21 protein-coding genes and 2 pseudogenes are annotated in these 26035 nt (G+C 40.9%); 1 reads left to right on the forward strand and 22 read right to left on the reverse strand.

The features are described 5' to 3' along the window. The 6 genes and pseudogenes from FJR73_RS05205 to pbp2b form a co-directional block, all read right to left on the reverse strand. A pseudogene (locus tag FJR73_RS05205) lies at positions 1-70 on the reverse strand (transposase); the annotation flags it as partial. Between the two features lie 52 nt (positions 71-122). Next, positions 123-623: pseudogene (locus FJR73_RS05210) on the reverse strand (NUDIX hydrolase N-terminal domain-containing protein); the annotation flags it as partial. After that, positions 610-1983: a UDP-N-acetylmuramoyl-tripeptide--D-alanyl-D-alanine ligase gene (gene murF / locus FJR73_RS05215; protein WP_140833733.1), complete on the reverse strand. Its 1374-nt coding sequence runs from the start codon at positions 1981-1983 to the stop codon at positions 610-612. The pseudogene FJR73_RS05210 and the gene murF, both read right to left, overlap by 14 nt. An 84-nt stretch (positions 1984-2067) precedes the next feature. Then, on the reverse strand, positions 2068-3111 hold the full coding sequence (locus FJR73_RS05220) for a D-alanine--D-alanine ligase (RefSeq protein WP_061759288.1): 1044 nt from the start codon (positions 3109-3111) through the stop codon (positions 2068-2070). Positions 3112-3286: 175 nt separating this feature from the next. Beyond that, the gene (gene recR / locus FJR73_RS05225; protein ID WP_000966748.1) at positions 3287-3883 is read right to left on the reverse strand and encodes a recombination mediator RecR; all 597 of its coding nucleotides are present in this window, start codon (positions 3881-3883) and stop codon (positions 3287-3289) included. 10 nt (positions 3884-3893) lie between these two features. Further along, positions 3894-5951 (reverse strand): penicillin-binding protein PBP2B, encoded by a 2058-nt coding sequence (gene pbp2b / locus FJR73_RS05230; protein ID WP_140833735.1) that lies wholly within the window; start codon positions 5949-5951, stop codon positions 3894-3896. A 181-nt stretch (positions 5952-6132) separates the two neighbouring features. Here pbp2b and FJR73_RS05235 point away from each other — a divergent pair, with 181 nt between their 5' ends. Beyond that, positions 6133-6984, forward strand: coding sequence for a MurR/RpiR family transcriptional regulator (locus FJR73_RS05235; RefSeq protein WP_140833737.1), 852 nt, complete (start codon positions 6133-6135; stop codon positions 6982-6984). 61 nt (positions 6985-7045) lie between these two features. On the opposite strand, the gene FJR73_RS05240 is transcribed toward FJR73_RS05235, so the two are convergent. The 16 genes from FJR73_RS05240 to FJR73_RS05325 all read right to left on the reverse strand — a co-directional run bounded on the left by FJR73_RS05240 (position 7046) and on the right by FJR73_RS05325 (position 26035). Next, positions 7046-7396 carry a type II toxin-antitoxin system RelE/ParE family toxin gene (locus tag FJR73_RS05240; RefSeq protein WP_140833740.1) on the reverse strand — a complete coding sequence of 117 codons (351 nt, stop codon included), beginning with the start codon at positions 7394-7396 and terminating at the stop codon, positions 7046-7048. Continuing rightward, the gene (locus FJR73_RS05245) at positions 7386-7673 is read right to left on the reverse strand and encodes a hypothetical protein (protein WP_140833742.1); all 288 of its coding nucleotides are present in this window, start codon (positions 7671-7673) and stop codon (positions 7386-7388) included. Before FJR73_RS05245 ends, FJR73_RS05240 begins: the two co-directional genes overlap by 11 nt. 96 nt (positions 7674-7769) lie before the next feature. Beyond that, on the reverse strand, positions 7770-8654 hold the full coding sequence (locus tag FJR73_RS05250; protein WP_125451360.1) for an ROK family protein: 885 nt from the start codon (positions 8652-8654) through the stop codon (positions 7770-7772). 17 nt (positions 8655-8671) lie between these two features. Further along, positions 8672-9589, reverse strand: a complete 918-nt coding sequence (locus tag FJR73_RS05255) for a dihydrodipicolinate synthase family protein (protein WP_001281521.1) — start codon at positions 9587-9589, stop codon at positions 8672-8674. 173 nt (positions 9590-9762) lie between these two features. Further along, complete coding sequence (locus FJR73_RS05260; protein ID WP_140833745.1) at positions 9763-10407, reverse strand: YesL family protein; 645 nt, start codon at positions 10405-10407, stop codon at positions 9763-9765. A gap of 286 nt (positions 10408-10693) precedes the next feature. Beyond that, positions 10694-11146, reverse strand: coding sequence for a YhcH/YjgK/YiaL family protein (locus FJR73_RS05265; RefSeq protein WP_000575437.1), 453 nt, complete (start codon positions 11144-11146; stop codon positions 10694-10696). 125 nt (positions 11147-11271) lie between these two features. After that, positions 11272-12111 (reverse strand): carbohydrate ABC transporter permease, encoded by an 840-nt coding sequence (locus FJR73_RS05270; RefSeq protein ID WP_001192119.1) that lies wholly within the window; start codon positions 12109-12111, stop codon positions 11272-11274. 15 nt (positions 12112-12126) lie between these two features. Next, complete coding sequence (locus FJR73_RS05275) at positions 12127-12993, reverse strand: carbohydrate ABC transporter permease (RefSeq protein ID WP_153193231.1); 867 nt, start codon at positions 12991-12993, stop codon at positions 12127-12129. Between the two features lie 221 nt (positions 12994-13214). Next, entirely contained in the window at positions 13215-14543 is a 1329-nt protein-coding gene (locus FJR73_RS05280) for an ABC transporter substrate-binding protein (RefSeq protein WP_000672103.1), read from the reverse strand. Between the two features lie 114 nt (positions 14544-14657). Beyond that, complete coding sequence (locus tag FJR73_RS05285; protein WP_001135675.1) at positions 14658-15356, reverse strand: N-acetylmannosamine-6-phosphate 2-epimerase; 699 nt, start codon at positions 15354-15356, stop codon at positions 14658-14660. A gap of 289 nt (positions 15357-15645) precedes the next feature. Then, positions 15646-19356 (reverse strand): SIALI-17 repeat-containing surface protein, encoded by a 3711-nt coding sequence (locus FJR73_RS05290; protein ID WP_140833747.1) that lies wholly within the window; start codon positions 19354-19356, stop codon positions 15646-15648. Positions 19357-20066: 710 nt separating this feature from the next. Continuing rightward, the gene (locus FJR73_RS05300; protein WP_140833751.1) at positions 20067-21047 is read right to left on the reverse strand and encodes an acetylxylan esterase; all 981 of its coding nucleotides are present in this window, start codon (positions 21045-21047) and stop codon (positions 20067-20069) included. A gap of 421 nt (positions 21048-21468) precedes the next feature. Beyond that, positions 21469-23484 (reverse strand): ATP-dependent DNA helicase RecG, encoded by a 2016-nt coding sequence (recG, locus tag FJR73_RS05310; RefSeq protein ID WP_140833757.1) that lies wholly within the window; start codon positions 23482-23484, stop codon positions 21469-21471. Positions 23485-23502: 18 nt separating this feature from the next. Beyond that, complete coding sequence (alr, locus tag FJR73_RS05315; RefSeq protein ID WP_140833759.1) at positions 23503-24606, reverse strand: alanine racemase; 1104 nt, start codon at positions 24604-24606, stop codon at positions 23503-23505. Continuing rightward, a complete protein-coding gene (gene acpS / locus FJR73_RS05320; protein WP_216629102.1) occupies positions 24596-24958 on the reverse strand; it encodes a holo-ACP synthase in 363 nt (120 codons plus the stop codon). Before acpS ends, alr begins: the two co-directional genes overlap by 11 nt. Before the next feature lie 45 nt (positions 24959-25003). Beyond that, positions 25004-26035 carry a 3-deoxy-7-phosphoheptulonate synthase gene (locus tag FJR73_RS05325; protein ID WP_140833763.1) on the reverse strand — a complete coding sequence of 344 codons (1032 nt, stop codon included), beginning with the start codon at positions 26033-26035 and terminating at the stop codon, positions 25004-25006.

Genomic DNA, 26035 nt, shown 5'->3' on the forward strand with positions numbered 1-26035 from the left:
GCTTCTCTAAGCTATATCCTTGTTTTCTAAGTTCATAGATCTGAACTTTATCATCATAAGTTAATTTCATAATAAAAACACCCCAAAAGTTAGATTTTTTCTGTCTAACTTTTGGGGTGCAGTTCAAGGTCAGCGATTTCTTGATTTTCTTGGAATTGTCCATCAAGAAGCTTACATCCAAAAACAAACTTTGTATACTGTTTGCTCTGTAGTTGGAAACGATTGGTATCAAAAACAGCTAGCAGTCTTTCAACTTTGGCTTTAAAACCGGTTTCTTCTTCAATTTCCTTGAGAATATTTTCTGTTGGAGAATAACTAACCTCACCAAAGCCACCTGGCAAAGCCCAATCATTCTCTCCTTGTCCCCTAACCAGACAAATCTTTTCGTCCTCAACAATCCAAGCACGGACGTCCATTAACGGAGTCGCATAAGCAGAAGTTGGCTTCAAGACTTCTGCCACTTCTTCGGCATCAAGGTCTGATGCTTGATTCAACATTTCAGATAAAAGGCCTCGCAAGTCTTCGTAGCGCTCACGGTCAAACGGATCTTTTGTAAAGGTTAATCCAGTATCTGTAATGGCAATCATTCTTTGCAAATACTTGACAAAATCACTTGTCTTCATTTTCTAAACTTTCTACCAACTTGGCTAGATTCATAGAGTTAGAGCCTTTGAGCAGGATTTGGTCATGAGCCCCAAGGCTTTCTTGGACCTGCTTAACTAGGTCTTCAAATTGGTCTTGGTCTTCTGTTTTCTTGAAGTAATAAACGTGTCCGATTGGGAACATTTGACTGGCAAGTTGGGCCAATTCTGCGATATCTGCTCCATAGAAAATCACGGTATCCAGTACATCTGGCGAGAGGCTCAGAATCATCTGGTTATGGAGTTGGACTGACTGGTCACCTAATTCCCTCATATCTGCTAAGACAGCGATTTTCTTGCCACCTTCATTGGCTGGAATAGCAGAGAAAGTCTCTAAAATCAATTTCATAGCAGTCGGATTGGCATTGTAAACATCTGACAGAATATCTGCTCCATTGGCTGCTTTCTTCCACTCGGTACGGTTACGCGTCAATTCAAGATTTTGGAAGGCCAAACGAATTTGCTCCTCTGAAACTCCTTCTTGCAGGGCAACATAGGATGCAATCATTGCATTGGTTGCATTGTACTTACCAGTCACTGGCAAATCAAGGGCTTGTCCTAAAAAATTAGCCTTAAAGGTCAGACTGTCCTTACGTTCTACCAGATCGGTAATTTCCAACTCTGCTCCTTGCCCAAAACAGACCACCTTTTTATCAGCTGGCAAATAGTCCTCTACAATAGGGTCAGCTGGCGTCAAGAGCAAGGAATTCGAAGCCATTCCATCAGCAATTTGCATTTTTCCTTGGGCAATCTCCGAACGGTCTTTGAAAAAGGCCAAATGGGCTTCTCCAACCAAGGTCACAATGGCTGTTTTTGGATGCGCCAATTCTGACAAAAGGTGAATATCTCCCAAGTGATCCTGCCCCATCTCCAAGACCAACTTTTCTGTCCCTTCAGGCATATGGAGAACTGTGTAGGGAAGGCCAATCTCGTTGTTGTAGTTTCCTTGTGTTTTGTAGGTTTTGTAGGTTGTTGATAGCAAGTGCGCCAACATATCCTTGGTCGTCGTCTTACCATTTGAACCTGTAACTGCAAAGACATCAACAGCCGTTTTCTCAAGATAATAGGCTGCTAGTTTTTGAAAGGCAGTCAACACGTCGTCTACTAGAATGTAGGGATGATTTGCGATTTCTTTCTCAGACAGGGTTACAGCAGCACCATTTTCAAAGGCTTTTTCGATAAAGTCATGGCCATCACGCGCACCTTTGAGGGGCACAAACAAGTCCCCTTCCTCAATCAAACGACTGTCAAACTCAGCATTTTCTAACTGGATGTCCTCAAAGATGCTGACATCATTTTTCGCTCCAACAGCTTGGGCAACTTCGTGGATAGTTAATTTCATTTCTACTCCTTTAAAAAGGGTCGAAGCCCGAGAACTCTGATCACCTTGCAGTGATGGTTCTGGCTTCTACCCTCTCTTTCATTTTTATAGCAAATGCGCTTCGCGCTTGTCAAAACTTTCCTTGGCAAGGTCAACCAATCGCTCAATTAGGTTTGGGTAGCTGATTCCCATATTGTCCCAAAGAAGTGGATACATAGACCACTGGGTAAAACCTGGCATAGTATTGAGCTCGTTTAGGAAGATCTCTCCCTTGTCTGTATAGAAGAAATCGCAACGAGAGAGACCGAGACCACCAATCGCACGAAAGGCCGTTTCTGCATTTTGACGCATGACAGCTACCACATCATCACTGATTTTAGCTGGGATGTCCATGGTAATCTTGTTATCAATATACTTGGCGTCATAGTCGTAGAAGTCAACATCCTTGACCACTTCTCCTGGCAGCGTGCTTTTGACATCGTAGTTGCCCAAGAGACCAACCTCGATTTCACGGGCGTTCACCCCTTGCTCAACCAAGACACGGCTGTCATATTGGAAGGCAAGTTTCAAAGCTTGACGGAGTTCTTCTTGATTTTCAGACTTAGAAATACCGACACTAGAACCCATGTTTGACGGCTTAGTGAAGACTGGATAAGTCAATTTTTCTTCCACTTCAGCGATTTTAGCAATCACATCATCCCCTTCAACGATAGCCACATAAGGAACTTGGGCAATGCCAGCAGATTCTAAAACACGCTTGGTCGTGATTTTATCCATGGCAAGACTAGATGATAAGATATTACAGCCGACATAAGGCATTTTCAAAACTTCAAGGAATCCTTGAACAGAGCCATCTTCTCCCATCGGACCGTGAAGAACTGGAAAGACCACTGCACCTTCTTCGTAGATAGCACTTGGTGCGACTTTCTTATCCCAATCAATTGTTTCATTGGTCATGAGACGGTCCTCTTGACCTGGAGTCTGGCTAAATTCCTGAGTTTTGATAAAGTCACCTGACTGACTGATAAAGAAAGTCTTGACTGTGAAACGATCGTAGTTGACCGCGCGCATGACACTTTCAGCTGAAAGGACAGAGACTTCGCGTTCCGCACTCCGTCCACCATATAAAAGAATAATCGTTTGTTTCATATTATTTGTCCTAATTCTACTAGAATACTCGCTCTTTAGTATATCATATTTGCTTGGTTTTTTAAAACTTGAACCTGATTCTACTCATCACACTATACAAAAAGAGGCCGATAGGAACGATTTTCAGCCTCCTTGATTTTTTATAAATGGATGAAGTTCGTAAATTTGCCTATACTTACAACTCTGTCCGATTTTCAATCGCTCGTAAGAGAGTCACTTCGTCCGCATACTCGATATCTGCTCCCACAGCAAGACCTCGTGCCAGGCGCGTAACCTTGATCCCAGCTGGCTTGAGCAAGCGTGAAAGATACATGGACGTCGCTTCCCCATCTGCCGTAGCATTTGTGGCCACTATCACTTCTGAAACCTCACTATCCATCAGACGAGTCATAAGACTCTTTAGATTGATATCATCTGGACTGATGCCATTCATGGGGGAAATGAGACCATGCAGGACATGATAGAGCCCATGGTATTCTTGGATATTTTCCATGGCTGCCACATCACGACTATCCTCTAGCACCAAAATAGTTGTCTGGTCACGACTTGGATCAGTACAGATGGAGCAGGGATCGTCATCAGTCAAACGACCACAGATGGAGCAATAGGTCAGCTCTCTCTTAGCAGAAAGGAGATTTTTTGCAAATTCATTGACATCATCATCAGACATCCCAATCGTATAAAAGGCCAGACGCGTAGCCGTCTTAATCCCGATACCTGGTAACTTAGAATAACTGTCAATCAGCTTAGCAATAGGTGTTGGATAAAGCATAAATTCCTTTCTAGTTCATTGGATGGTATTTTTGATACAGATTGATAATATCACGCGCAATGGAAGGTCCTACACCATTTGTTAGATTGGTATTATGAGGAAAGACCACTGCAACAGCGATTTGAGGATTATCAGATGGAGCATAGGCCACCGCATTGGTATTGGTTGCTTCCTGACCATCTGCCACATAGCTTTCGGCTGTACCCGTTTTTCCGCTAATGGATACCAAGGCACCATTTGAAAAGGCACGGCCAGTTGTCAACCCACTAGTCCCATGAGCAACCTGATAAAAACCTTGGTGCAAGACACTCATATCGGAGTCGGATATATTGACCTTATTCATCTCTGTCGGTTGCAGTTGCTGAATCAAGTCACCCAGTCCTCCCTTATCATTATTACCATAAATGCCTTCAACAATACGAGGAGCCACACGAACACCATCATTTGCAATAGTTGCTACATACTGAGCCAATTGCATTGGGGTATAGTTATCAAACTGCCCAAAGGCATTGGTAATGAAATTGGCAAAGTTATACTCTTTGGGAATAAATCCAGTAGATTCATCTGGTAGATCAATCCCAGTCGCAGCCCCCAAGCCATATTCGCCAAAGGTTGAACGCAATTTACCCATAGCAGACTCTAGATTGCTGGTGCCGACAAACATATTGGGTTGATAGGTCTGCCCCATAAGACCTAAGGCTGTTTGGACCATATAAGCATTGGATGAATACTCCAAAGCTTGAACCGCCGTAATCGGCATTGGCCTAGAAAAGGCAGTATACCAAGAATTAATTGGAGCTGAACCTTGAAAGACAATGGACTGGTCTGTCAAGGTCTGGTTTCCTGACAAGACTCCATTTTCCCAACCTGAGCTGATGGTCGCCGCCTTGACAACCGAACCTGGAACAAAGACATTGGTTACCGTTCCCAAGGAATCAGGCGTCAACTCTCCCGTTTTCAGGTCATGTTTGATCCCTGACATGGATAACACAGCACCTGTTTTGGGGTTAAGGGCGACTGCATACACGCCTTCAGAATACTTGGCCCCACCATTTCCCAACTCTGAATTGAAATAACTTTTCAGCAAATCATCCACACTATCTTGGAAGACCAAATCAATTGTCAGTTTAATATTATTCCCTTTAGTACCAGCTTCGATATTTTCAACACTTTCCATGTTACCGTACTTATCTAGATGAATTTCTTTCACCGAGCGTTTTCCTTGTAAGGTTTCCTCGTATTGTTTTTCCAGGTAAGAAGTCCCAACACGGTCATTAAGAGAATAACCTTTTTTAAGATAGGCATCCGCTTCTTCCGCTGGGAGACCAGCTTTTTCACTCGACACAATACCAATTATAGAGGAAAGGGAAGTTTCTAAAACTTTTCTTTCCCAAGAAGTAGAAATACTGATACCAGGTAATTTCTTGGAAGCGGAGGCAATCAAAGCAATCTGGGTATCTGTCAAAGAATCCGTCACAATGCTTCCTGTCGCAAAGTTTCCAACCGCATTTAACTGACTAAAAAGATAGACTTCTTTCTTTTCATCCTCTGTATAGTTTAGTTGACTCGTCTGGACACTATCGACCGCATTGTTATACAGTTCTGATTCAGATAGACGATTACCATCTGAATCCAAGCGTTTCTCACTTGGGAGAGCCTCTACTGTTTTTTTATAGATCTCAGGATCAGCTAAATAATAATCTGCCAGCTGGCGTTCTGTCAAATTTGGCGAAGTGATGCTCACATATCCCAGTAACTGACTAGCGATTTCTTTCAGATCTTTAGCCGTCATTTTATTACTACGCGTGAAGGAAACAACCTGCTTTAACGTATTTTCTACCAAAGGTTTTCCACTAGCATCATAAATCTCCCCACGGGCAGAACTGGTTGTGACCTTGGTCTGACTAGCTGAGGCTAGCTTTTTTTCGTAAAAATCCTTGTTCAGAACCTGCATATACAACAAACGACCAATAATGGTCAGAAAAAGTAAAATGACAATTGCAAACAATAAATTAAGCCGAATCGGAATCGAATGGCTATTAAATTTTCTCATACAAATCTGTCTCATTTCTAATAAAAATCTTACTCTCCATTTTACCATAATTTGAGAATAAAATTGTAGAAAAGAAGGAAGCTTTTTTCTTTTCCAATAGACAATACGTTTTTACTTAGTCATCCCTATATTATATGTTATAATAAATGTAAGACTAGCCTTTTTCCAATATGACTCGTATGAAGGAGCCTTCCCCATGAACAAACCGGATATCGCAACTGTCATTGATTCCCACTTCGAAGAAATGACAGACTTAGAGCAAGAAATCGCTCGCTATTTTTTGCAAGCTGAAACGATTACAGATGATTTATCTTCCCAACAGGTCACTCAAAAATTACATATCTCTCAGGCTGCACTAACTCGCTTTGCTAAAAAGTGTGGCTTTACTGGCTACCGAGAATTTATTTTCCAATACCAACATCACTCAAAAAAACAGGACACTTATTCTCACAAACATAGTCCTTTAACCAAACGAGTCCTCAGAAGCTATAGCAATATGAGGGAACAAACACAAGACTTGATTGACGAAGTCCAACTAGAACGAATTGCCCAATTAATCGAAGATGCTGAGCGTGTCTACTTCTTCGGAACAGGGAGTTCTGGCCTTGTCGCTCGTGAGATGAAATTACGCTTTATGCGTTTAGGAGTTGTCTGTGAAGCTATAACCGATCAAGATGGATTTGCTTGGACTACTAGTATCATGGATGACAATTGCTTGGTTCTGGGCTTTTCACTATCTGGATCTACTCAATCTATTCTGGATAGCTTATTAGACGCTAAAGAAATGGGAGCAAAAACAGTCCTCTTTACCAGTGTACCAAACAAAGAAAACCAACTGTATACTGAAACTGTACTGGTTGCTAGTCACAATCAATCATCCTATATTCAGCGTATCTCCTCTCAACTTCCAATGCTTTTTTGGATTGATTTAATTTATGCTTACTTTTTAGAAATCAATCGAGAAAACAAAGAAAAAATTTTCAATAGCTACTGGGAGAATAAAAAACTTAATGGCTATCGAAGACAAAGAAGAGCTAGAAAATCCTAGTTTGGCATTGCCAAACTAGGATTTTTATTCGTCACTAAACATAACTCATCTAGATCCTGAGTCAATCATATCTTGACTCGGTCTTAAATAATTTCATGTAATCACTTTTTGAAGGGAGTAAATAAGCAAGCCTGACGGTATCCTCAACAATTGTATATAATACGATGTAATCCTTACTCAAGGTCAATCCTCTCGTTTGATAGTGAGGATCTAATCTCTTACCAAATTTTTCATCGGCATCAAATCCAGCTTGGGGGAAAATTTCTAGCCGATGAATATCTTTTCTGATACTCGCCACTTTTCGTCTCGCAGCCTCTACAGAACCGATTTCCTCTGCTATATACTGATATATTTTATCCAGACTATCAATCACTCTAGGAGAATACAAAATCCTATATTTTTTATAATCCATAGCGTGTAACTACATCCTCATCTGTCAAGTGATTTCCAGCCTCAATCTTGGCATAACTTTCTTGAACTTCTGCTTGTAATTGTCTAAACAAATACTCCTTCTCTAATTCCTCTTCATTAAGTAAATCTACTTCATTTGTTACGGCAACATTCTTTAAAAATAATCTAAGTGCCGATGAAAGAGAGAGATTTTTTTCTTTTAACACTTTCATGGCATCATTTACCAATTCTCTATTAGCTTGGAAGGTCACAATTTTATTTGAATTCGCTATAGACATTTTATATAACTCCTTTATATATTTTATTTATTATCTCACGATTATAAAGAAAGTCAAGGGAACTTGATTAGAAAATCCTAGTTTGGCTGAGCCAAACTAGGATTGTTTTGTTTTGAAATGATAATAAGCACCCAACATCCCTGCTGTATTTTGGTGATGAGCAAATTCTAATCGTGTTTTTTCTGCTAGACTTGGTACCAAGGCCGCCTTCAGGGCTGTGCGGATCTTAGGTTTGAGAATTGCCTCTTGTCCCATGATACCGCCACCGAGAATGACCACTTCTGGATTGGCAACGTAGCAAATATTTGCCAGACCTTTCCCAAGATAATCTACCATGCGGTCAATACCAGCCATGCAGAGTTTATTACCTTCTGTAGCTTCCTTGAAAATGCGTCGACCATTCCACTGATCAACTGGATCGCCATGAGCTGTTGCTACATACTCCACCAATGCTGTCGTAGAAGCCAAATCTTGGAAATCTCCATCCTGCATATGCATATAACCGACTTCACAAGCTGAATTGCTAAAGCCATGGAAGACTTTTCCATCCATAATCAAGCAACCTCCGATACCTGTTCCAATGGTCAAGCAAAGGGTGACACTCGCTCCCTTACCTGAACCAGATACCGCTTCAGCAAGACCTGCACAGTTGACATCATTTTCAATTTCACAAGGAATAGTAAAGCTAGTCTCGATTTCCTTCTTGAACTGTGTACCTGCATAATTTGGAATCTGTGGGCCAGCATAGAAAATCTCACCCTTGTCAGGATCCACCATCCCAGCAGAAGAAATGGCAACACCTGCTACTGGGCCTTTTTCTAAATAGCTGGCTACAATATCTTTGGTCTTTTGTAAGATATGAGGTCCACCCTGATGCGCCTCTGTTGGCATTTCATGCGATTCAACAAGTTGGCCTTCTTGGTCAATCAAACCATATTTGATGTTGGTTCCACCGATATCAATTGCAACGTAGTGTGTCATAAATACCTCCTTATGAATTAGAGGAAGCGCTCCTTGGTTTCACGAATCAAGGCTGCAGCTGCTTCTACAACTGGACGATCGTCTTCAGTCACTGGTGTCAATGGTGAACGAACAGAACCAATATTCAAGCCTTCATTGATCTTCAAGACTTCCTTAATCACACCGTACATATTTCCATGTGCAGCAGTGAGTTTACCAATGATAGCGTTGATAGCATACTGCAATTCACGCGCTGTTTCCAAGTCTTTGTCAGCAATCAACTGATTGAGTTTCAAGAAAAGTTCTGGCATAGCACCATAAGTACCACCGATACCAGCTTTAGCACCCATGAGACGACCACCTAGGAACTGTTCATCAGGACCATTAAAGACGATATGGTCTTCTCCACCAAGGCTCACAAAAGTTTGGATATCTTGAACTGGCATAGAAGAGTTCTTAACACCGATAACACGAGGATTTTTCAACATTTCAGTGTAAAGGCTTGGAGTCAAGGCAACACCTGCCAATTGAGGAATGTTGTAGATAACATAGTCTGTATTTGGAGCTGCAGAGCTGATATCATTCCAGTATTTAGCAACTGAGTATTCTGGCAAGCGGAAGTAAATTGGTGGAATCGTTGCAATGGCATCTACACCCAAGCTTTCTGCATGGCGAGCTAATTCCATACTATCTTTGGTATTGTTGCAAGCAACGTGAGCGATAATAGTCAATTTACCTTTGGCAACTGCCATGACTTCTTCCAAGATTAATTTGCGGTCTTCAACGCTTTGGTAGATACATTCACCAGAAGAACCATTGACATAAAGACCTTGAACACCTTTATCAATGAAGTATTGAACCAAGGCACGTGTACGCTCTGGACTTACTTCTCCTTGTTCATCATAACATGCGTAGAAGGCTGGAATGACACCTTCGTATTTTTTTAAATCTGACATAGATTTTCTCCTATTATTTTTATTTTCTGCTAAAGCAGATTCTTTCTTTACTTCTTTAGTATACACTTTACTGAAAAGGCTTTCAATATCTTGTGGTCACTTAGATTTTAGTTTCTCGCTTATAGAATAGCTTTTGGAGCGTTTGAAAGTAGTTTCAGAAATAATTGCAACCCTTACTCATACTTAGCAAATAGCTTTTCCATCACTCCTACTTGTAAAAAAGCAAGAAGTCCAAAACCAAAGAGAATAAAAGCTGATCCTCCCAATAGAAGGGTAAAGGCTGATAGATATAGAAACATCAAAATCAAAAAGATAATTACGATCATCAAGATAAACCAAGGAGCGTTAAAACTAGCCAACATCAATCCTTTTTGAAGAATTTCTTTCCAAGATAGGTCATAACGTGCCGCGATAGGGTAACTAGCCAACATCACAATGGTAAGGAAAATCAGAATACCTAAACAAATAGCTTTCACTAATTGGAAGGGCAGAGCTGTTTGACCCCAGAAAAGATAGAGATCTGAAAGAGCAAGAAATACAATTCCTAATTCTAACATCCCCAACTGAAAACCTAATTTCAGATTTTGCCTGAAAGCTCTTAGATAGGTTCTAAAAACTGGAACACGTCTACTTTGCTTGACCTCAAACATCGTCTGATAGAGACTAATTTTGGCTACCCCAATCGTTACGATTGGCAAACAAGTTATTACAAAGAGAAGATTGACTGTTACAATATCTAAAACCTTCTCACTAATTCGCATTAGAAAATTATCTGTATCAAATGCAGCCTTGATGAGACTTCTTCCTTTTTGTGACATGTTTGCTCCCCCTATAATTTAATTTATATCACTTGCTAAATCACTCCGATTTATCAATTGATAAGATTCAACTCTTAAACTCAATTTTCAAAAGTGTTCAATAGTACTCAATGAAAATCAAAGAGCAAACTAGAAAGCTAGCCGCGGGTTGCTCAAAGCACTGCTTTGAGGTTGTAGATAAGACTGACGAAGTCAGTCACATATATATTCCAAGGCGAAGCTGACGCAGTTTGAATTTGATTTTCGAAGAGTATAAGATAGTCATCAGCTATCTCTGCTGATCATTCTAATCAATTAAAATTTTAAACAAATACTTGCGAACTTGATCTTCCATACCTGCATAACCATTTGGTTGATGTGGCTCTCCTGGGAAGAAAACTGCAAAATTGTGATAACCCAACAAGAGTGGGTATTTTTCATGACAATGGACAAAGCCAATGTCACTTGTTTCGTCAAATGCTACTGCTTCATCTTTGATACGTGAACCGTAGCTAGAATATTCATGGCCTTCTACCAACAAATGCAAGTCAGCATAGTTCTTGTGATGTTCAAATTGATCATTCTCAACTTTATTTAGGACATTTTCTTGAACAACTAGAAAGACCTTATCCCCATCAATATCATATTTTCCTAATTCGAACGAATCTTTACGATGTTCATAAAGATAATCAATTGCTTTATCAAGATTTGGATGAATCCCTTTATAAAAGCTAATATTTTTTAAATCGTCAAAAATCATTATTTTCTCCTTTAAAAATCGTCATTAAGCGATTAAAACTAACACCTCCAACAGTGTCATTCACTGTCGGAGGTTTTTAGATCATGCTAGCAATAGCAAATTGATACGGTAAAAGAAAGCGTTTCTTATCCTTTAACAGCTCCCATAGTAATACCCTGAGTGAAGGATTTTTGGAATACTAAGAAGACTGTTACGATTGGCACAGCAGCAAGAGCTGCACCTGCCATGATCAAACCATAGTTGGTTGCCATTTCAGCCTGCATAGTCGCAACACCGAGTGAAATGGTCAAATTATTACGTGAAGTCAACATTACCAACTGCATGAAGTAGTCGTTCCATGTATTGATGAAGGTAAAGATTGCAAGGGCTGCAAATCCTGGTTTCACAATTGGGAAGGCTACGCTCCAGAAGGTACGAATCTCACCACAACCATCGATTTTAGCTGATTCAAGCAACTCTGTAGGAATATTCTCACTGAACTGTTTCATGAGGAAGACCCCGAATGGCCATCCAATCAAAGGCAAGATAACTGCCCAGAGAGTATCGTGAATTCCCATGAAGTTGACGATACGTACCAATGGTACAAGGACAACTTGTTTTGGAAGTGCCATGGCAGCGATGAAGATGGCAAAGAGAATACGCTGACCATAGAAACGTTTTTTAGCCAATACATAACCTGCTAGAGATGAGGTCGCACAGACTAAGAACATGGTTACCAATGAGATAAACACAGAGTTCCACATCCACTGCATAGCAGGGTTTTGCACCATGAGTTGTTGGAAGTTTTCCATGGTCGGCATTTTAGGGAACCATTGTGGTGGAATCATAATGGTATCAGGTTGTGACTTGAAGGCACCTGTCAAAATCCAGTAGAATGGAAAGATAAACAGCACGGTCAACAAGAGCAAGATAATAGTTGAAATAACAGTGAAAGCTGTTAAAGGTTTCTTTTGTGTAGATTGCATAGCTGTCTCCTTTCTTTAGTATTCTACGTCGTTTCCGAGTGCTTTAAATTGAACAAAGCTTACGATCGCAATCATGACTGCCAAGAAGACACCAATTGTGTTGGCATAGCCGTATTCTGTCAATTGAAAGGCTTTTTCGTAAAGGTAGTACATCAAGGTACTTGTTGAGTAGTTTGGTCCACCAGATGTCAAAAGCTGAATCAAGGCGAAAACTTGGAATGAGTTGATTGTTGTGATGATTGCGATATAAAGAGTTGTTGGAAGAAGGCTTGGCCATTTAATCTTCCAGAAAACTTGAAATTCAGTTGCACCGTCTACACGAGCCGCTTCAACCAGTGAATTGTCAATATTCCCCATAGCAGCTATGTAGAGGATGATTGGTTGACCAACTGAAGTTGTCAAGAGGATAATCATAATTGCCAGTAATGCCCAGTGCTTATCTCCCAACCAAGAAATATTCTGGCTGATGATATGACTTGATTTAAGGACAAAGTTTAGAATCCCTGATAGTGGGTCATAAATCCATTTCCAAACAACTGTTACGGCAACACTACCTGTTACAACAGGAAGGAAGAAGACGAAACGGTAGAAAGATCTGGCAATAGCATTTTGATGGTAGGTTTGCGACGCCACAAAGAGCGAAAAGAGAACAACAATCGGTACAGATCCAACAACCAAAATAACTGTGTTAATCAAAGACTTCATAAAGACAGGGTCTTTAAACATACGAATGTAGTTGTCCAAACCCACAAACTCAAATTTAGTCATTGAATAGTTAAAGAAACTTGTAATGAATCCCATAATCATAGGAACCAATACAAAGATGACAAAGAAGAATAATACTGGTGCTAAGAAAGCGTAGGAAATCACTGTTTCCCGCATACGAATTTTATTGACTTTCACAGTCGGCACCTCTCTTTCACAAATAGAATATTTTGGATTTTCTTGAACTGTTTTAAAATCAAAATGAAATTTTTTAAGATTCTCTTATGTAAGAACTTCATTTTAATTTCGTGACAGTTCCTGATATTTCAAATAAAATCCTCCCTTTTCTTACATAGATTATGCACAGGGAAAAGGGAGGAGTCAATCTGATTCAGTGCTTATTGTTTTGTAGCTTTTTTGATAGTTTCGTTTGCTTTTTCAGTAAATGCTTTCAATGCATCAGCTGGTTTTTGATCGCCATTTGAAACTGATTGCAACATTGGGAACCATAGAGTTCTCATTTCTGCAAAACCATCAATTGTATTGTAGTATGGTGAGTAGTACTTAGTCCAAGCACCGATTGTTTCCATACGTTTGTCATCATAGAGTTTACCAAATGATGTACGAACTGGGAAGGCACCTGTACGAACAACATCTTTTGGACCCCATTCTTTGTCATCCGCGATGAATTGAACGAATTTCTTAGATGCTGCAACTTTCTTGTCGTCCTTGTTGTTGAATACTGCAAATCCGTTTACAAGGTATTCAAGAGCTGGTTTACCTGAATCTGATGGGAATGGTACTTCTAGCACTTCTACTTTACTTGCTTCCAAGAGTTTAGCTTGGATACCGTTTTGAGCTGGCGCCCAAAGGATTGTGTAAGATGTTTGACCATTCGCAAAGTTTTGGATATCTGCCCCACCGTCAAATTGTGAACCATTATTCAACAAACCGTCTTTGATCCAGCTAGCTGCTTTTTCAAGACCTTTGACGAATTTAGGATCATCAGTTGTATATTTTGTTACATCTTTGTCTGTTACAGAAGCTCCATAAAGATTAGAGATGAAGGCACGTGTTCCTTGGTCTCCCCCTTGACCAGAACTGAACAATGAACCTGGTGTATACCCTTTATCTTTAAGCGCTTTCAATACTTTTTCAAAGTCGTCTGTTGTCCAACCTTCTTTTACAAGGTTCGCAACTCCAGCATCTTCCAACATTTTCTTGTTCATGGCCATGTAGAATGGTGCTGAACTGATTGGATACATGTAAGCTTTATCACCAGCTTTACTTGCTTTTACAATGTTTTCATTGTTGACATCTTTAACAAAGTCATCCGTGAAGAGGTCATTCAAGTCAGCCAATTTACCATTTTTACCATATTGGATGATACGTCCTGGTGCGTCAAAAAGTACGTCTGGAGCTGTACCTGCTTCGATAGCTGTAGTGATCTTTTCTGGACCTGACTTAAAGTCGATTGTTTCCAATTTCACTTTTACATCTGGGTTTGCTTTTTCAAAGGCTTCGATGATAGATTTTTCATATGTTCCAACACCGTCACCAGTTTTTTCTTGAGTGAAGACTGGGAATGCCCACCAAGTGATTTCTGTTTTTCCGCTATCTCCACCAGATTTTCCAGCATCTTTACTTCCACCAGAATTTCCACATGCAGCAAGGCCAAGAATAGCAGCACCCGCAAGTACTGTACAAGCTAGTTTTCTAAATTTCATTTGTATTCTCCTAATTGATAAGCGTATCCATATTGGATAATGAGCAAGTTTTTATTTGTATACGTTTTCATTTTATCCGACGCATCCACCACTCTCCTCTGCTTTGAGATTGTGTTATTTAAGACCAGCAACAAAGCGTTCTGTAATCTCTTTTGGTCTAGTAATGGCGCCACCAACAACGATACCTCTCACTCCATATCCAAGGATTTGTTTGGCTTGTTCTGGTGTATGAATTTTCCCTTCGGCAATGACATCAACTCCTGCATCACAGAGTTTTTTGATCAATTCAAAATCTGGTCCGTCCACTTTTGGACTGTAAGATGTATAGCCTGATAAGGTTGTTCCGACAAAGTCAATCCCTGCTTCTACAGCTGCTAGTCCTTCTTCGAAGGTACTTGTGTCAGCCATCAAGAGCTGGTTAGGATATTTTTCCTTGACCTGACGGATAAACTCCTGAATCTCTAAACCATCGTAGCGTTCACGCTTGGTACAATCCAGAGCAATCACCTCGATGTCCAGTTCTGCCAATTCATCAACTTCTTTCATGGTAGCCGTGATGAAGGGTTCTTGTGGCGGATAATCTCGTTTGATAATCCCGATAATCGGAAGTTTTGTAACCTCCTTGATTTCTTTGATATCACGAACACTGTTTGCTCGGATACCGACTGCTCCACCTTGCTCAGCTGCTTTGACCAGCAAGGGAATGACTCCTCCCGCTTCTGTATAAAGCGGTTCGTGAGGAAGGGCCTGACAAGAAACGATGATTCCATCTTTGATTTGTGCAATCAAGGCTTCTTTAGTAATCTGTGGCATCCTCTTTCCTCCTTTTCTTTGTTCTTATGAGGTCATTATATACCATTTGTTAAGCGCTTTCAATACTTTGTGATAGAATAGATTTCAGTTTCAAAAGTATTTTATAGAACAGCTGTTTCTGAAAGTAGTTTCAGATAACATAAATATCCATACCTATTACTCAAAATTACGAATCTTATTATAAACTTCTATATCAATAAAACCAGTCTAGAATTCCCATCTTTTTACAGGACTCCAGACTGGTTTATTTTAGATTAACATAGAAGTTCAAAGAACAACAGAAGACAAATTAACTGTCTTTTCGCTTATAAGAAATCATTGCTCCAAGGAGCACTCCTACAAAACCAAATAAGATTGTTAGTGATGAGGCAGACTCACCTGTATTTGGTAACATAGACTGTTCGTTATTACTTACTTTATTCTCTAATCGATTAGATTCAGAGTTTTCATTTGTTGATAACAATTTAGGCGACAGTGAAATTTCCTCAGCCTTGTTATCTTCTGTAGGATTTTTAAATAGTGGATTGTCAATGGAGTGTCGGAAAGTCATCGCATAAATACTAGAATTATTAGTCTCAAAAATAATCTTTCCATCTTTTTGTTCGAATTCAATAGTGTGTAGTTTTCCTTCTGGATCTACAGCATAAACATTCTCAACGGACTGATCTATAGCAAAAGTAACAAGGACTTTTCCTTCAGGTTTAACATATCTGCCGTTTACATCCTTCAATTTGATATCAAATGCTTTATAGTTTAATGAACTTAAATCACTAACTTGAACTTCTTGAATTTGAACACCTATCACATTTTTCAATACTTCTTCTGAAGCTTGAATTTGAACACTTCCTGTTGCATTTTTTAAAATACGTTGCGAACTAGCAATTCCTGAGACAACGTGCTTCGTTTCTGATTCATCTTTAGTGTTTTTATTATTTACTTGTTTATCAGTAGATTTCACTACTGAACTTCCTTCTCCTGAGGTTGATAATGGACCCATATATTCTGGGATTTCTAGTATCGGAGATTCACCTCCATTCACGCCACCTGTGAAAGCTGGAAGGTGGTGGACATCAGCATCCGCACCATTAACTCCGCCTCTAAAATCTGGCTTAGCGACTGTAGGAGCTGGAAAATCTCCTAATGTGGACAGAGCGCCGCTATACTCTGGAACTTCTGTAACAAGTGAGTCGCCTCCATTCACGCCACCTTTAAACTCTGGCTTAACGACTGTAGGAGCTGGAGAATCTCCTAATGTGGATATAACACCGCTATACTCTGGAACTTCTGTAACGAGGGATACGCCTCCATTCACGCCACCTTTAAACTCTGGCTTAGCGACTGTAGGAGCTGGAGAATCTCCTAATGTGGATAGAATACCACTATACTCTGGAACTTCTGTAACAAGTGAGTCGCCTCCGTTAACTCCGCCTGTAAAGTCATGCTGTTCAACTGTTGGGGCCGATTCTTCTCCTGAGGTTGATAATACACCCGTATACTCTGGGATTTCCAGTATAGGAGATTCAGTGAAAGGAACTCCACCTTTAAACTCTGGCTTAGCGACTGTAGGAGCTGGAGAATCTCCTAATGTGGATATAATACCACTATACTCTGGAACTTCTGTAACAAGTGAGTCGCCCCCATTCACGCCACCTGTAAACTCTGGCTTAGCTACTGTAGGAGCTGGAGAATCTCCTAATGTGGAGAGAACACCGCTATACTCTGGAACTTCTGTAACAAGTGAGTCGCCTCCGTTAACTCCACCTTTAAACTCTGGCTTAGCTACTGTAGGAGCTGCAAAGTCACCAGATGTACCTAAAATACCAGAATCTTCTTTTCCACTATCTTTTTTTGGATCTAATTTCCCAGCTAAATCCTTATCCGAATCCTTCTTAGAAGGTTCCACTTCTTTATCTTCCACATAGACAGGATCTTTTGGTTGACCCTCAATATAAGAACGAACCCAATCCAACTGCTCTTTTGATAAAACCAAACCACCACTACGGCTTCCTACAACACCATTTTGGTGAACTCCAATTAAAGCACCTTTATCATTATAAAGACCACCACCAGACGCTCCAGGTTTCGTACCTCCATAGCTAATTCCCTCTATTCCAGAGCCGAAGTCTGTAGTTCCTACTACTTTGCTATCTAAAACTGGACTTAGCTTGTTATCTGGAAAACCATAGACCGAAACTGAATCCCCCTCTGCAACTTTCGAAGATTGTTTTACAACCTCTACAGGAGTTACTTCTTTTACTGTTTCTTTTAACCGAACCAAAGCTAAGTCATTTTTAAATCCAAATACTGAATCTTTCTTATTCCAATAAACAATATCATCATCTGAAAAATTCACAGACAACCCATTCGGTAAAGTTGCTTTATACACTGTATTGGTGCGACCAGACTTAGTAACTACCTCAGAACCTTTAACTGTTAAGAAATTATGAGCGACTGTTAACACCAAATTGGGTGCAATTAAAGTACCTGATCCCGACCCATCTGGCGTTTGAATGTGCGTTGTAGCATAGAAATTTTCTGAGCCATTCGGAGCTTGTAACACCTCTTTACTAGGTATAGGTAAGTTCGATTTACCACTCAAATCGACTTTACCAACTTCAGTTCTTGCAAAATCCGAAGAAGACGTAGATGGAGGAGTTACCGAATCTACTACCGCTCTTATAATTGTATCACCTAAAGCTAACTTACTGACATAGTCATCAGACCAAGTAGTATCACTTGCTAGTTTGTTAATTGGCACTCCGTTATAGGATACCACTTTAGCTGTTGGGGAAGTTGCTATTAACTGTTTGAAGTCTGGATTTTGTCTTAAATGAAAATTCAAGCCACTTCCAACAGGACCTTCCTGAACAACCTTATCTGAAATCAAACGAGTTCCTTTAGTATCTTCCACTCGAAGTAGAACACGACCTTTTTCTTCACCTTTTACTAAAGTAGCTCGACCTTTTTCATCAAAACTATATAAAGCACCATCAATCTCAGACTCTACATCTTTTAAAGCTATATGATTTTCATCATAGTAGTAACGGTTTGCACCATCTATATACCAACCCTTTATACCATATTTATCAATCATAGAACGAATCCAAGCTCTGTGATTTTCCGTAAAGATAGTACCACTGCCAATACGCTCACTCTCAGGAGCGTTTGAAGTATTTGTTCCGTGCTGGTGGATACCGACTACCTCTCCCTTATCATTAAACAAAGGAGCACCTGAAAAACCTCCTAAAGCTGAGGAATGATAAGTGACTGCACCACTCTCTTTATTGATACTGCTCACAGTTGTTGAGACTGAATAAGCCTTACCGTCTTTCAAGCGAGCTTTATTTTCTTTACTTAAATTTGGAGTAGAAAAATCATTAGGATATCCGACCATAGTGATTTTATCACCAGTAGAAACCTCTTTATCGCTCAGTTCTCTTGGTGAATCTTCACCACCTGTCATAGCTTCTACAGGCTTTTTAGTTACCACTACTGCTAAATCATTGCTATAGTCTTTACCAAGGTCTTTGCCGTTATACAAGTGAATAGAGTCTTTTTCAAGAGCTTCCGATACACCAGAAGTAGGTACTTTATTGCTTTTCTCCTTTTCCGAGTTCATTACAACATAACTACGAGCAGACTCCCCACCACGCAAGACCGCAGACTTATCCTCTTGGTTTTTATCATAGTAGTTATGAGCTACTGTTACCATCACATTCGGCGCTACAAAGACACCACTGCCAGACGCAGTTTGTTTTCCACTTGTTCCGCTATCATAAGTGGTATAAGTCATAGCAACACCTTCTGCAGATTTACTATGAACATCCACATCGTGAATATCGCTACCGCCTTGAATGACATCAGCAGAAACAACCCCACCACCAATAACTGGTAACTCTGGTGCAGCTAAACCAATCACCGCTGATAGTGTCAAACAACCAACCAAACCATAGGCTTTGGATTTACGAAATTTCCCTAAACCCTTTAAACATACAAACATACATTACCTCACTTTAACTTTCAAAGTTAATTTATCCAAGTAAATTCTAAAAAATAAAATATTACAGTTTCCATTAGCATAACACTCTCTACTTTGATTCTTACAATAAAAATAGACATGGACTATTTTGCTACTTTACAAATGATATTTAAGTACTGTATCTCCAAGAATATAGTTTTTTATAAGATATTATCCTAATCAGAAAAACTAAGTTATACATAAACTTATATATAAATGTTCATTTGTAGCCAAACTGTATATTTTCTTATAAATTATAACATATTTTACAGACGCTTTCCAATGTCTTGAAAGAACTATACCAAACTAGATAGCAAAATGAATTGTTTTACACCAAGGTCAAGAAAAAAACTCATACTCAATAAAAATCAAAAAGCAAACTAGAAAGCTAGCCGCAGGCTGCTCAAAGCACTGTTTTGAGGTTGCAGATAAAGCTGCCGTGGTTTGAAGAGATTTTCGAAGAGTATAAGATAACTTGTCACTCTCCGCTGATTCATACTAATTAAAAATCAAAAAAACAGAAATTGCAGCTTCGAAGTATTCGTATGATAGTTCATATTAAGGACTCTATCATTCTTTCCCTAAAATACAGTGATAGCTATAAGAGTTGCTGAATTTCAAAGTATATATGAACTAGAATATTTGCTGACTAGACTCTATACAAAAAGAGAGCCACTAGGCTCTCTCATTCATCACTTCACATATTTAAAAGGAATCTCACTACCACAAAGCCAGTTGTAGACTTGGTCATTGACAAAGACATTCATGGCTTCGTGGGCATACTCAGGCATGATGCGATAGGCCTTATCGCAGGTCAGACGGTTGTAAATTGCAAACTGGGTAATAGGATAGCAAACATCGTCGTCCAAGCCCGTAATCATCTTAACTTCACCCTTGATACGATGAGCGAGATTTTTCACATCGATATAGGCAAGGGTAGCCATGATTGCCTCCTCAGTTTCATGGAATGGATCATGGAACTTGAAATAACGGAAAAGTTCGTCGTAAGCCTCGCTAGTATTCCCAATCTCAAGCACCCGTCTAAAGTCTGACAAGAAGGGATAGATGGCAACTGTTTTCTGAATCCGAGGATTGAGCGCTGCTGCAACTAGAGCTAGAGCCCCTCCTTGCGAGGCACCATAACTAGAAAGTCTCTTCTCATTTACCTGTGGCAGACTGGCAATAATTTCAACCAACTGGTAAATATCCAGATAAACATCCTTATAAAAGAGATGCTCCCGACCTTCCACAGCACCACGGATGATATGCCCCTTAACGGTATTTCCAAGAGGAGAACGCAAACCGTCTTGCGAGTAACCTGACTGGCCCCGCACATCCATGGAGACAACACCGTAACCAGACACGGTATAGGCCAGCATGTCAGCCCAGTCCCAGCCACGTCCCATATAACCATGGAAATGGAAGATTAGAGGAACTTTTTCCTCACTCTTTGGAAGAACGACGCGCGCATAGACCTTACCTTCATTGGTTCCTTCAAATGTTAACTCATAGCACTTGACTTGAGGAATGCAGAAATCTCTTTCCTCCAACTGGTAGGCTGGAAGAGTTGAAACTTTTTTCACTTCCCCATCCCAGAAAGCATCAAAGTCTTCTGGAACCTCATCCCTTCCTCTATAAGTCTTGATTTCTTTTAACAAAGCTGGATTTTTCATAACATGCTCCTTTTTGTAATCGCTATCATAAATGTAGCATATCTAGAAAAGCAATGCAAGAAAGAAAAGCAAATAGAAAGTGATTTTAGATTCTTTACTTTTAGGATGATGGACTGAAAGTAGTTTTAGAAACGAAAAAAGAGCATTTCTGCCCTTCTTCTCTGTTCAATCTTATTTTGTTGCTTCTTTCTTTTGGAAAGTGGTTTGGTAATTTACTTTAATCGTTACTGTCATGTGAGAGTCCTCGTTTCTTTTTGATAACTCTAGTATAAAGGGCAAACCTGAAAGCTAGCTTAATACTCTTCGAAAATCAAATTCAAACCACGTCAGCGTCGCCTTACCGTACTCAAGTACAGCTTGCGGCTAGCTTCCTAGTTTGCTCTTTGATTTTCATTGAGTATAAGATTTCCTTAGAGAAAGCTCAATCTAGATGTTCTTTCTTTTCCAAATGAAGGGCAATCATGCGCCACTCTGGATCCTCTTGCCAACCTTCTATCGAACTAATGTAGCTAGCAACCTTTCTGGCTTCTTCTAAAATCGGAAAATCTTCGATAATATCAGCCACTTGAAACTCTGGGAGACCTGACTGTCTGGTTCCAAAAATCTCACCCGAACCCCGCATTTTCAAATCTTCCTCCGCAAGGACAAATCCATTGGTGGTTTCTGTCATGATGCGCATGCGATCTTTCCCAGAATCAGTCTTAGGATTAGCAACGAGAACAGCATAGGACTGCTTGTCCCCCCGACCGACACGACCTCTGAGCTGGTGAAGCTGGCTGAGACCGAAGCGATCGGCATCCATAATAACCATAACAGTCGCATTGGGAACGTTAACCCCGACCTCGATAACCGTCGTTGAAACTAGAATATCCGTTTTTCGCTCTTTGAACTCCTGCATAATCTGGTCTTTTTCATCACTCTTCATCTTACCATGTAAAAGAGCCACCTCTGCCTTACCTGCAAAATGAGCCGTCAATTCCTCTGATAAGGCAATGGCATTTTTCAAATCCAGAGCTTCTGATTCTTCAATCAAGGGAGAGATGACATAGGCTTGAGAACCTTTTTGAATTTCCCCCTCTAACCAAGTCAAGACCTGAGGCAATTGCTCATGCTTGATCCAGCGTGTCACAATAGGTTTCCGTCCTGCTGGCATCTGGTCAATAATGGAAACATCCATATCGCCAAAGGCTGTGATAGCCAAGGTTCGTGGTATGGGAGTCGCTGTCATCATGAGTACATCTGGATTGTCCCCTTTTTCACGTAAAATACGCCTTTGCCCCACACCAAAACGGTGCTGCTCATCGATAATGATCAAACCAAGACGAGCATAATCTACCCCATCCTGAATCAGAGCGTGGGTTCCGATAATCAAATCAGCCTCACCCTTGGCAATGTTCTCCAAAACTTCTCTCTTTTCTGCAGACTTCAAGGAACCTGTCAAGAGAGCTAATTTCAAGTCTGGAAAAAGCCCCTTCAAACTCTCAAAATGCTGCTCTGCTAGAATCTCTGTTGGCACCATGAGGGCTGCCTGATAGCCAGCTGTCACCGCCGCAAACATGGCCAAGCCAGCGACGACTGTTTTTCCACTCCCCACATCTCCTTGCAAGAGACGATTCATGTGGTGATCCGACTTCATGTCTGTCAAAATTTCCTGCAAACTCTTTTCTTGAGCTTGAGTCAAGGCAAAAGGCAAGCTTTCCTTGACTGTTGTCACTTTTTCCTTAGACCAATTCAGAACCAGACCACTTCCCTGAACTCTATTTTCAGACTTGAGCGTCTGTAACTGCATTTGAAAGTAAAAAAGTTCCTCAAATTTGATACGGCGAAGTGCCTGCTTGTATTCTCCCAAATCCTTAGGAAAATGCATGGCACGAACGGCCTGACAACGGGACATGAGTTTGTATTTGTCCAGCAAGGACTGAGGAAGATTTTCTTCTATTAAGAGGTCCAGCCCCTGATCAAAGGCCGTCTTGATGATCTTGACCAGACTGGCCTGACTGATTCCCTGAGCCAAGCGATAGACAGGTTGGAGGTCATCTTCCACCTGAGCCAGTACCTTTATCCCTGTCAGACTAGCCTTGGCGCGATCCCATTTTCCAAAGACAGCAAAGGTTGCTCCCAACTCTATCTTATCAGCTAGATAGGGCTGGTTAAAGAAATTCACCGCAAAAACGACTTCTCCCTGTTTAAGACTAAAGCGCAGGCGATTGCGTTTGAAACCATAATACTGAACACTGGCAGGAGTCACGACTTGTCCAGACAGAACTGCCTTTTCCCCGTCTTCCAGATCCAGCACCTGCTTAGTCTTAAAGTCTTCATAACGGAAAGGAAAGTAGAGCAAGAGGTCTTGCAAGTTTTCAATTCCTAGTTTGGCGTATTTTTCTGCTGACTTTGGTCCCACACCAGGTAAGACATGCAAGGGTTGATGTAGATTCATGCTCCACTCCTTTCTTTGCTAATCATATTCTCTCGGAATGCGGTCGCTTAGAAGACAAACCACCTCATAGTTAATAGTCCCACGGTAGGTAGCTACTTGAGTAGCTGTGATCTCCTTGCCCCCATTAGAACCAATTAAGGTTACCTTGGTTCCCAGCTGATAAGGCTTAGGCAGACGAATGGTGATTTGGTCCATCGAAACCCGCCCGACGATTGGGCAGGCTTGCCCATCTACCAAGACGGAGAAATTCTGCATGTCACGTGTCCAACCATCCGCATAGCCGATTGGCAAGGTCGCGATGACTTGCTCGCTATCCGCCTGATAGGTCGCTCCGTAGCCCATGCAAGCTCCAGCTGGAACTGTCTTGACATGAACTAAAGCAGACTCCAAGGTCAAGGCTGGAGTCAAGTCATAAGGCAAGTCCAAGACCTCTCCGCTTGGGTTTAAACCATACATAGCATCTCCCATACGGACGGCATTGAAAATGGTATCTGCATGCCAAAGGGTCGTTGCCGAATTACTGGCATGAACCAAGTCTGGAAGACCTTTCATACTGGCCAAAATAGATTTAAACCGTTCTAACTGGGCATTAAAGTAGTAATCTGATTCTTCATCAGCAGTAGCAAAGTGGGTAAAAATCCCCTCAACATGCGCACCGTATTGTTGGAGCAAAGCTTGAGCCTGCTCAACCTCACTTGCTTCTCTAAAACCGATCCGTCCCATTCCTGAATCAATCTTGAGGTGGACTGTCAATCCAGTTAGGTCTGATTCCTTATCTAAGAGTGATTGAATCCACTCCAGTCCAGCCACAGTCAAGGTGATGTCGTATTCTTTAGCTAGAGCAACTGCTTCGATGTCAGAAACTCCTAAAATAAGGATTTTCTTCCTGAGTCCAGCTTGTCTGAGTTCAATGGCTTCATCAATATTGGAAACGCAAAAACCATCAACATCATCTTGAATCGCCGTGGCAACAGCAACAGCCCCATGTCCATAGGCATTGGCCTTGACCACAGCCAACTTGAGCGTTCCTTGAGGGATATGATCTCCCATTTGCTGAATATTTTGTCGAATAGCTCCCAGATGAATCAGAGCCTTGGTTGGTCTATGTGGACTAGCTTTCATGATTTTCCTCCAAAATGACACTGGCTGTCACAAACTGATCTGTGTGGCTGATAGACAGCCAAATCTTTCCTGAAAATGGTGACTGACTAAAATAAGGCGCCCCGCGTTCATTGTTCAAAACTTCTAAATCCTGAAAACCGAGCTTTCCAATACCAGTTCCCATAGCCTTGGAAAAAGCCTCCTTAGCCGACCAGCGACCAGCCAAGTATTCAATCTGCCTGCGCCCTTTAAGACTGTTAAATCGTTCCATTTCCTTAGTGGTCAGCACGCGCTTGGCAAAACCTTCATGTCGTGTAAATGCGCTTTCTATCGAAGCCAATTCTTCAATGTCAATTCCGTGTCCAACTATCATTCTCATCAAAAGGAGTTGAGATTCCCCCAACTCCATCCTTTTCACTTATTTTGTCAAGGTAGCATAAATCTCTTCTACCAAAGCCTCTGTATTTTCCCAACCTAGGCAAGGGTCGGTAATAGAGCAACCAAAGACCTCTGGTTGGTTTTGACGACCATCTGCTAGGTAAGATTCAATCATAAAGCCTCGAACTATCTTTTTGATTTTCTCGTTCCAATCACGATTTTGCAAGGTCTGACGAACAATTCGAATCTGTTCCATATATTGCTTGCCTGAGTTATCATGGTTGGTATCAATGAGGATAAAAGGATTTTCAAGTCCCATGGTCTCATAACGTTCAATGGCATTTAGCAAAGTTTCATAGTAAAAGTTAGGCTCATTTTTCCCATATTCATTAACTGCCCCACGAAGGATGACATGGGCCAAGGGATTTCCTGAAGTCTCAACTTCTTGCCCATGGAAAAGGAAGGTCTGTTTATTTTGAGCGGCATAGATGCCATTAAACATGACACCCAAATTTCCAGAGGTTGGATTTTTCATTCCGACTGGTGCATCAATTCCTGAGGCCACAAAGCGGTGCTCTTGGTCTTCCACAGAACGAGCCCCAACAGCATGGTAGCTGACCAAATCATCTACCAAGACCAAATTTGACGGATAAAGCATCTCGTCTGCCGTTGTCAAACCAGTCTCTGTAATCACGCGGTAGTGCAACTGGCGCACAGCCTGCAAGCCGTTAATCAAGCTTGGAGCCTTAGAAGTATCTGGTTGGTGAACTAAACCTTTATAGCCGTCTCCGTTAGTACGAGGTTTAGCTGTATAAACACGCATAACCATGAAAATCTTGTCCGCCACCTTCTTTTGCAAGGCAGATAAACGGCGGGCATATTCCAAGACAGCCTCTTCATTGTCAGAAGAGCAAGGACCAATCACCAAAAGAATTCTGTCATCTTCTCCTGAAATAATGTCTGCCAATTCTCTATCACGGCGCTCTTTTAGTCGCAAGGCTTCCGCAGACAATTGGGTTTCTGCCTTGATTGCTTCAATATCAATTTCTTGACCTTTTTCAATAAATGCCAT

The sequence above is a fragment of the Streptococcus sp. D2 genome (assembly GCF_006385825.1).
Taxonomy (GTDB): Bacteria; Bacillota; Bacilli; order Lactobacillales; family Streptococcaceae; genus Streptococcus; species Streptococcus shenyangsis.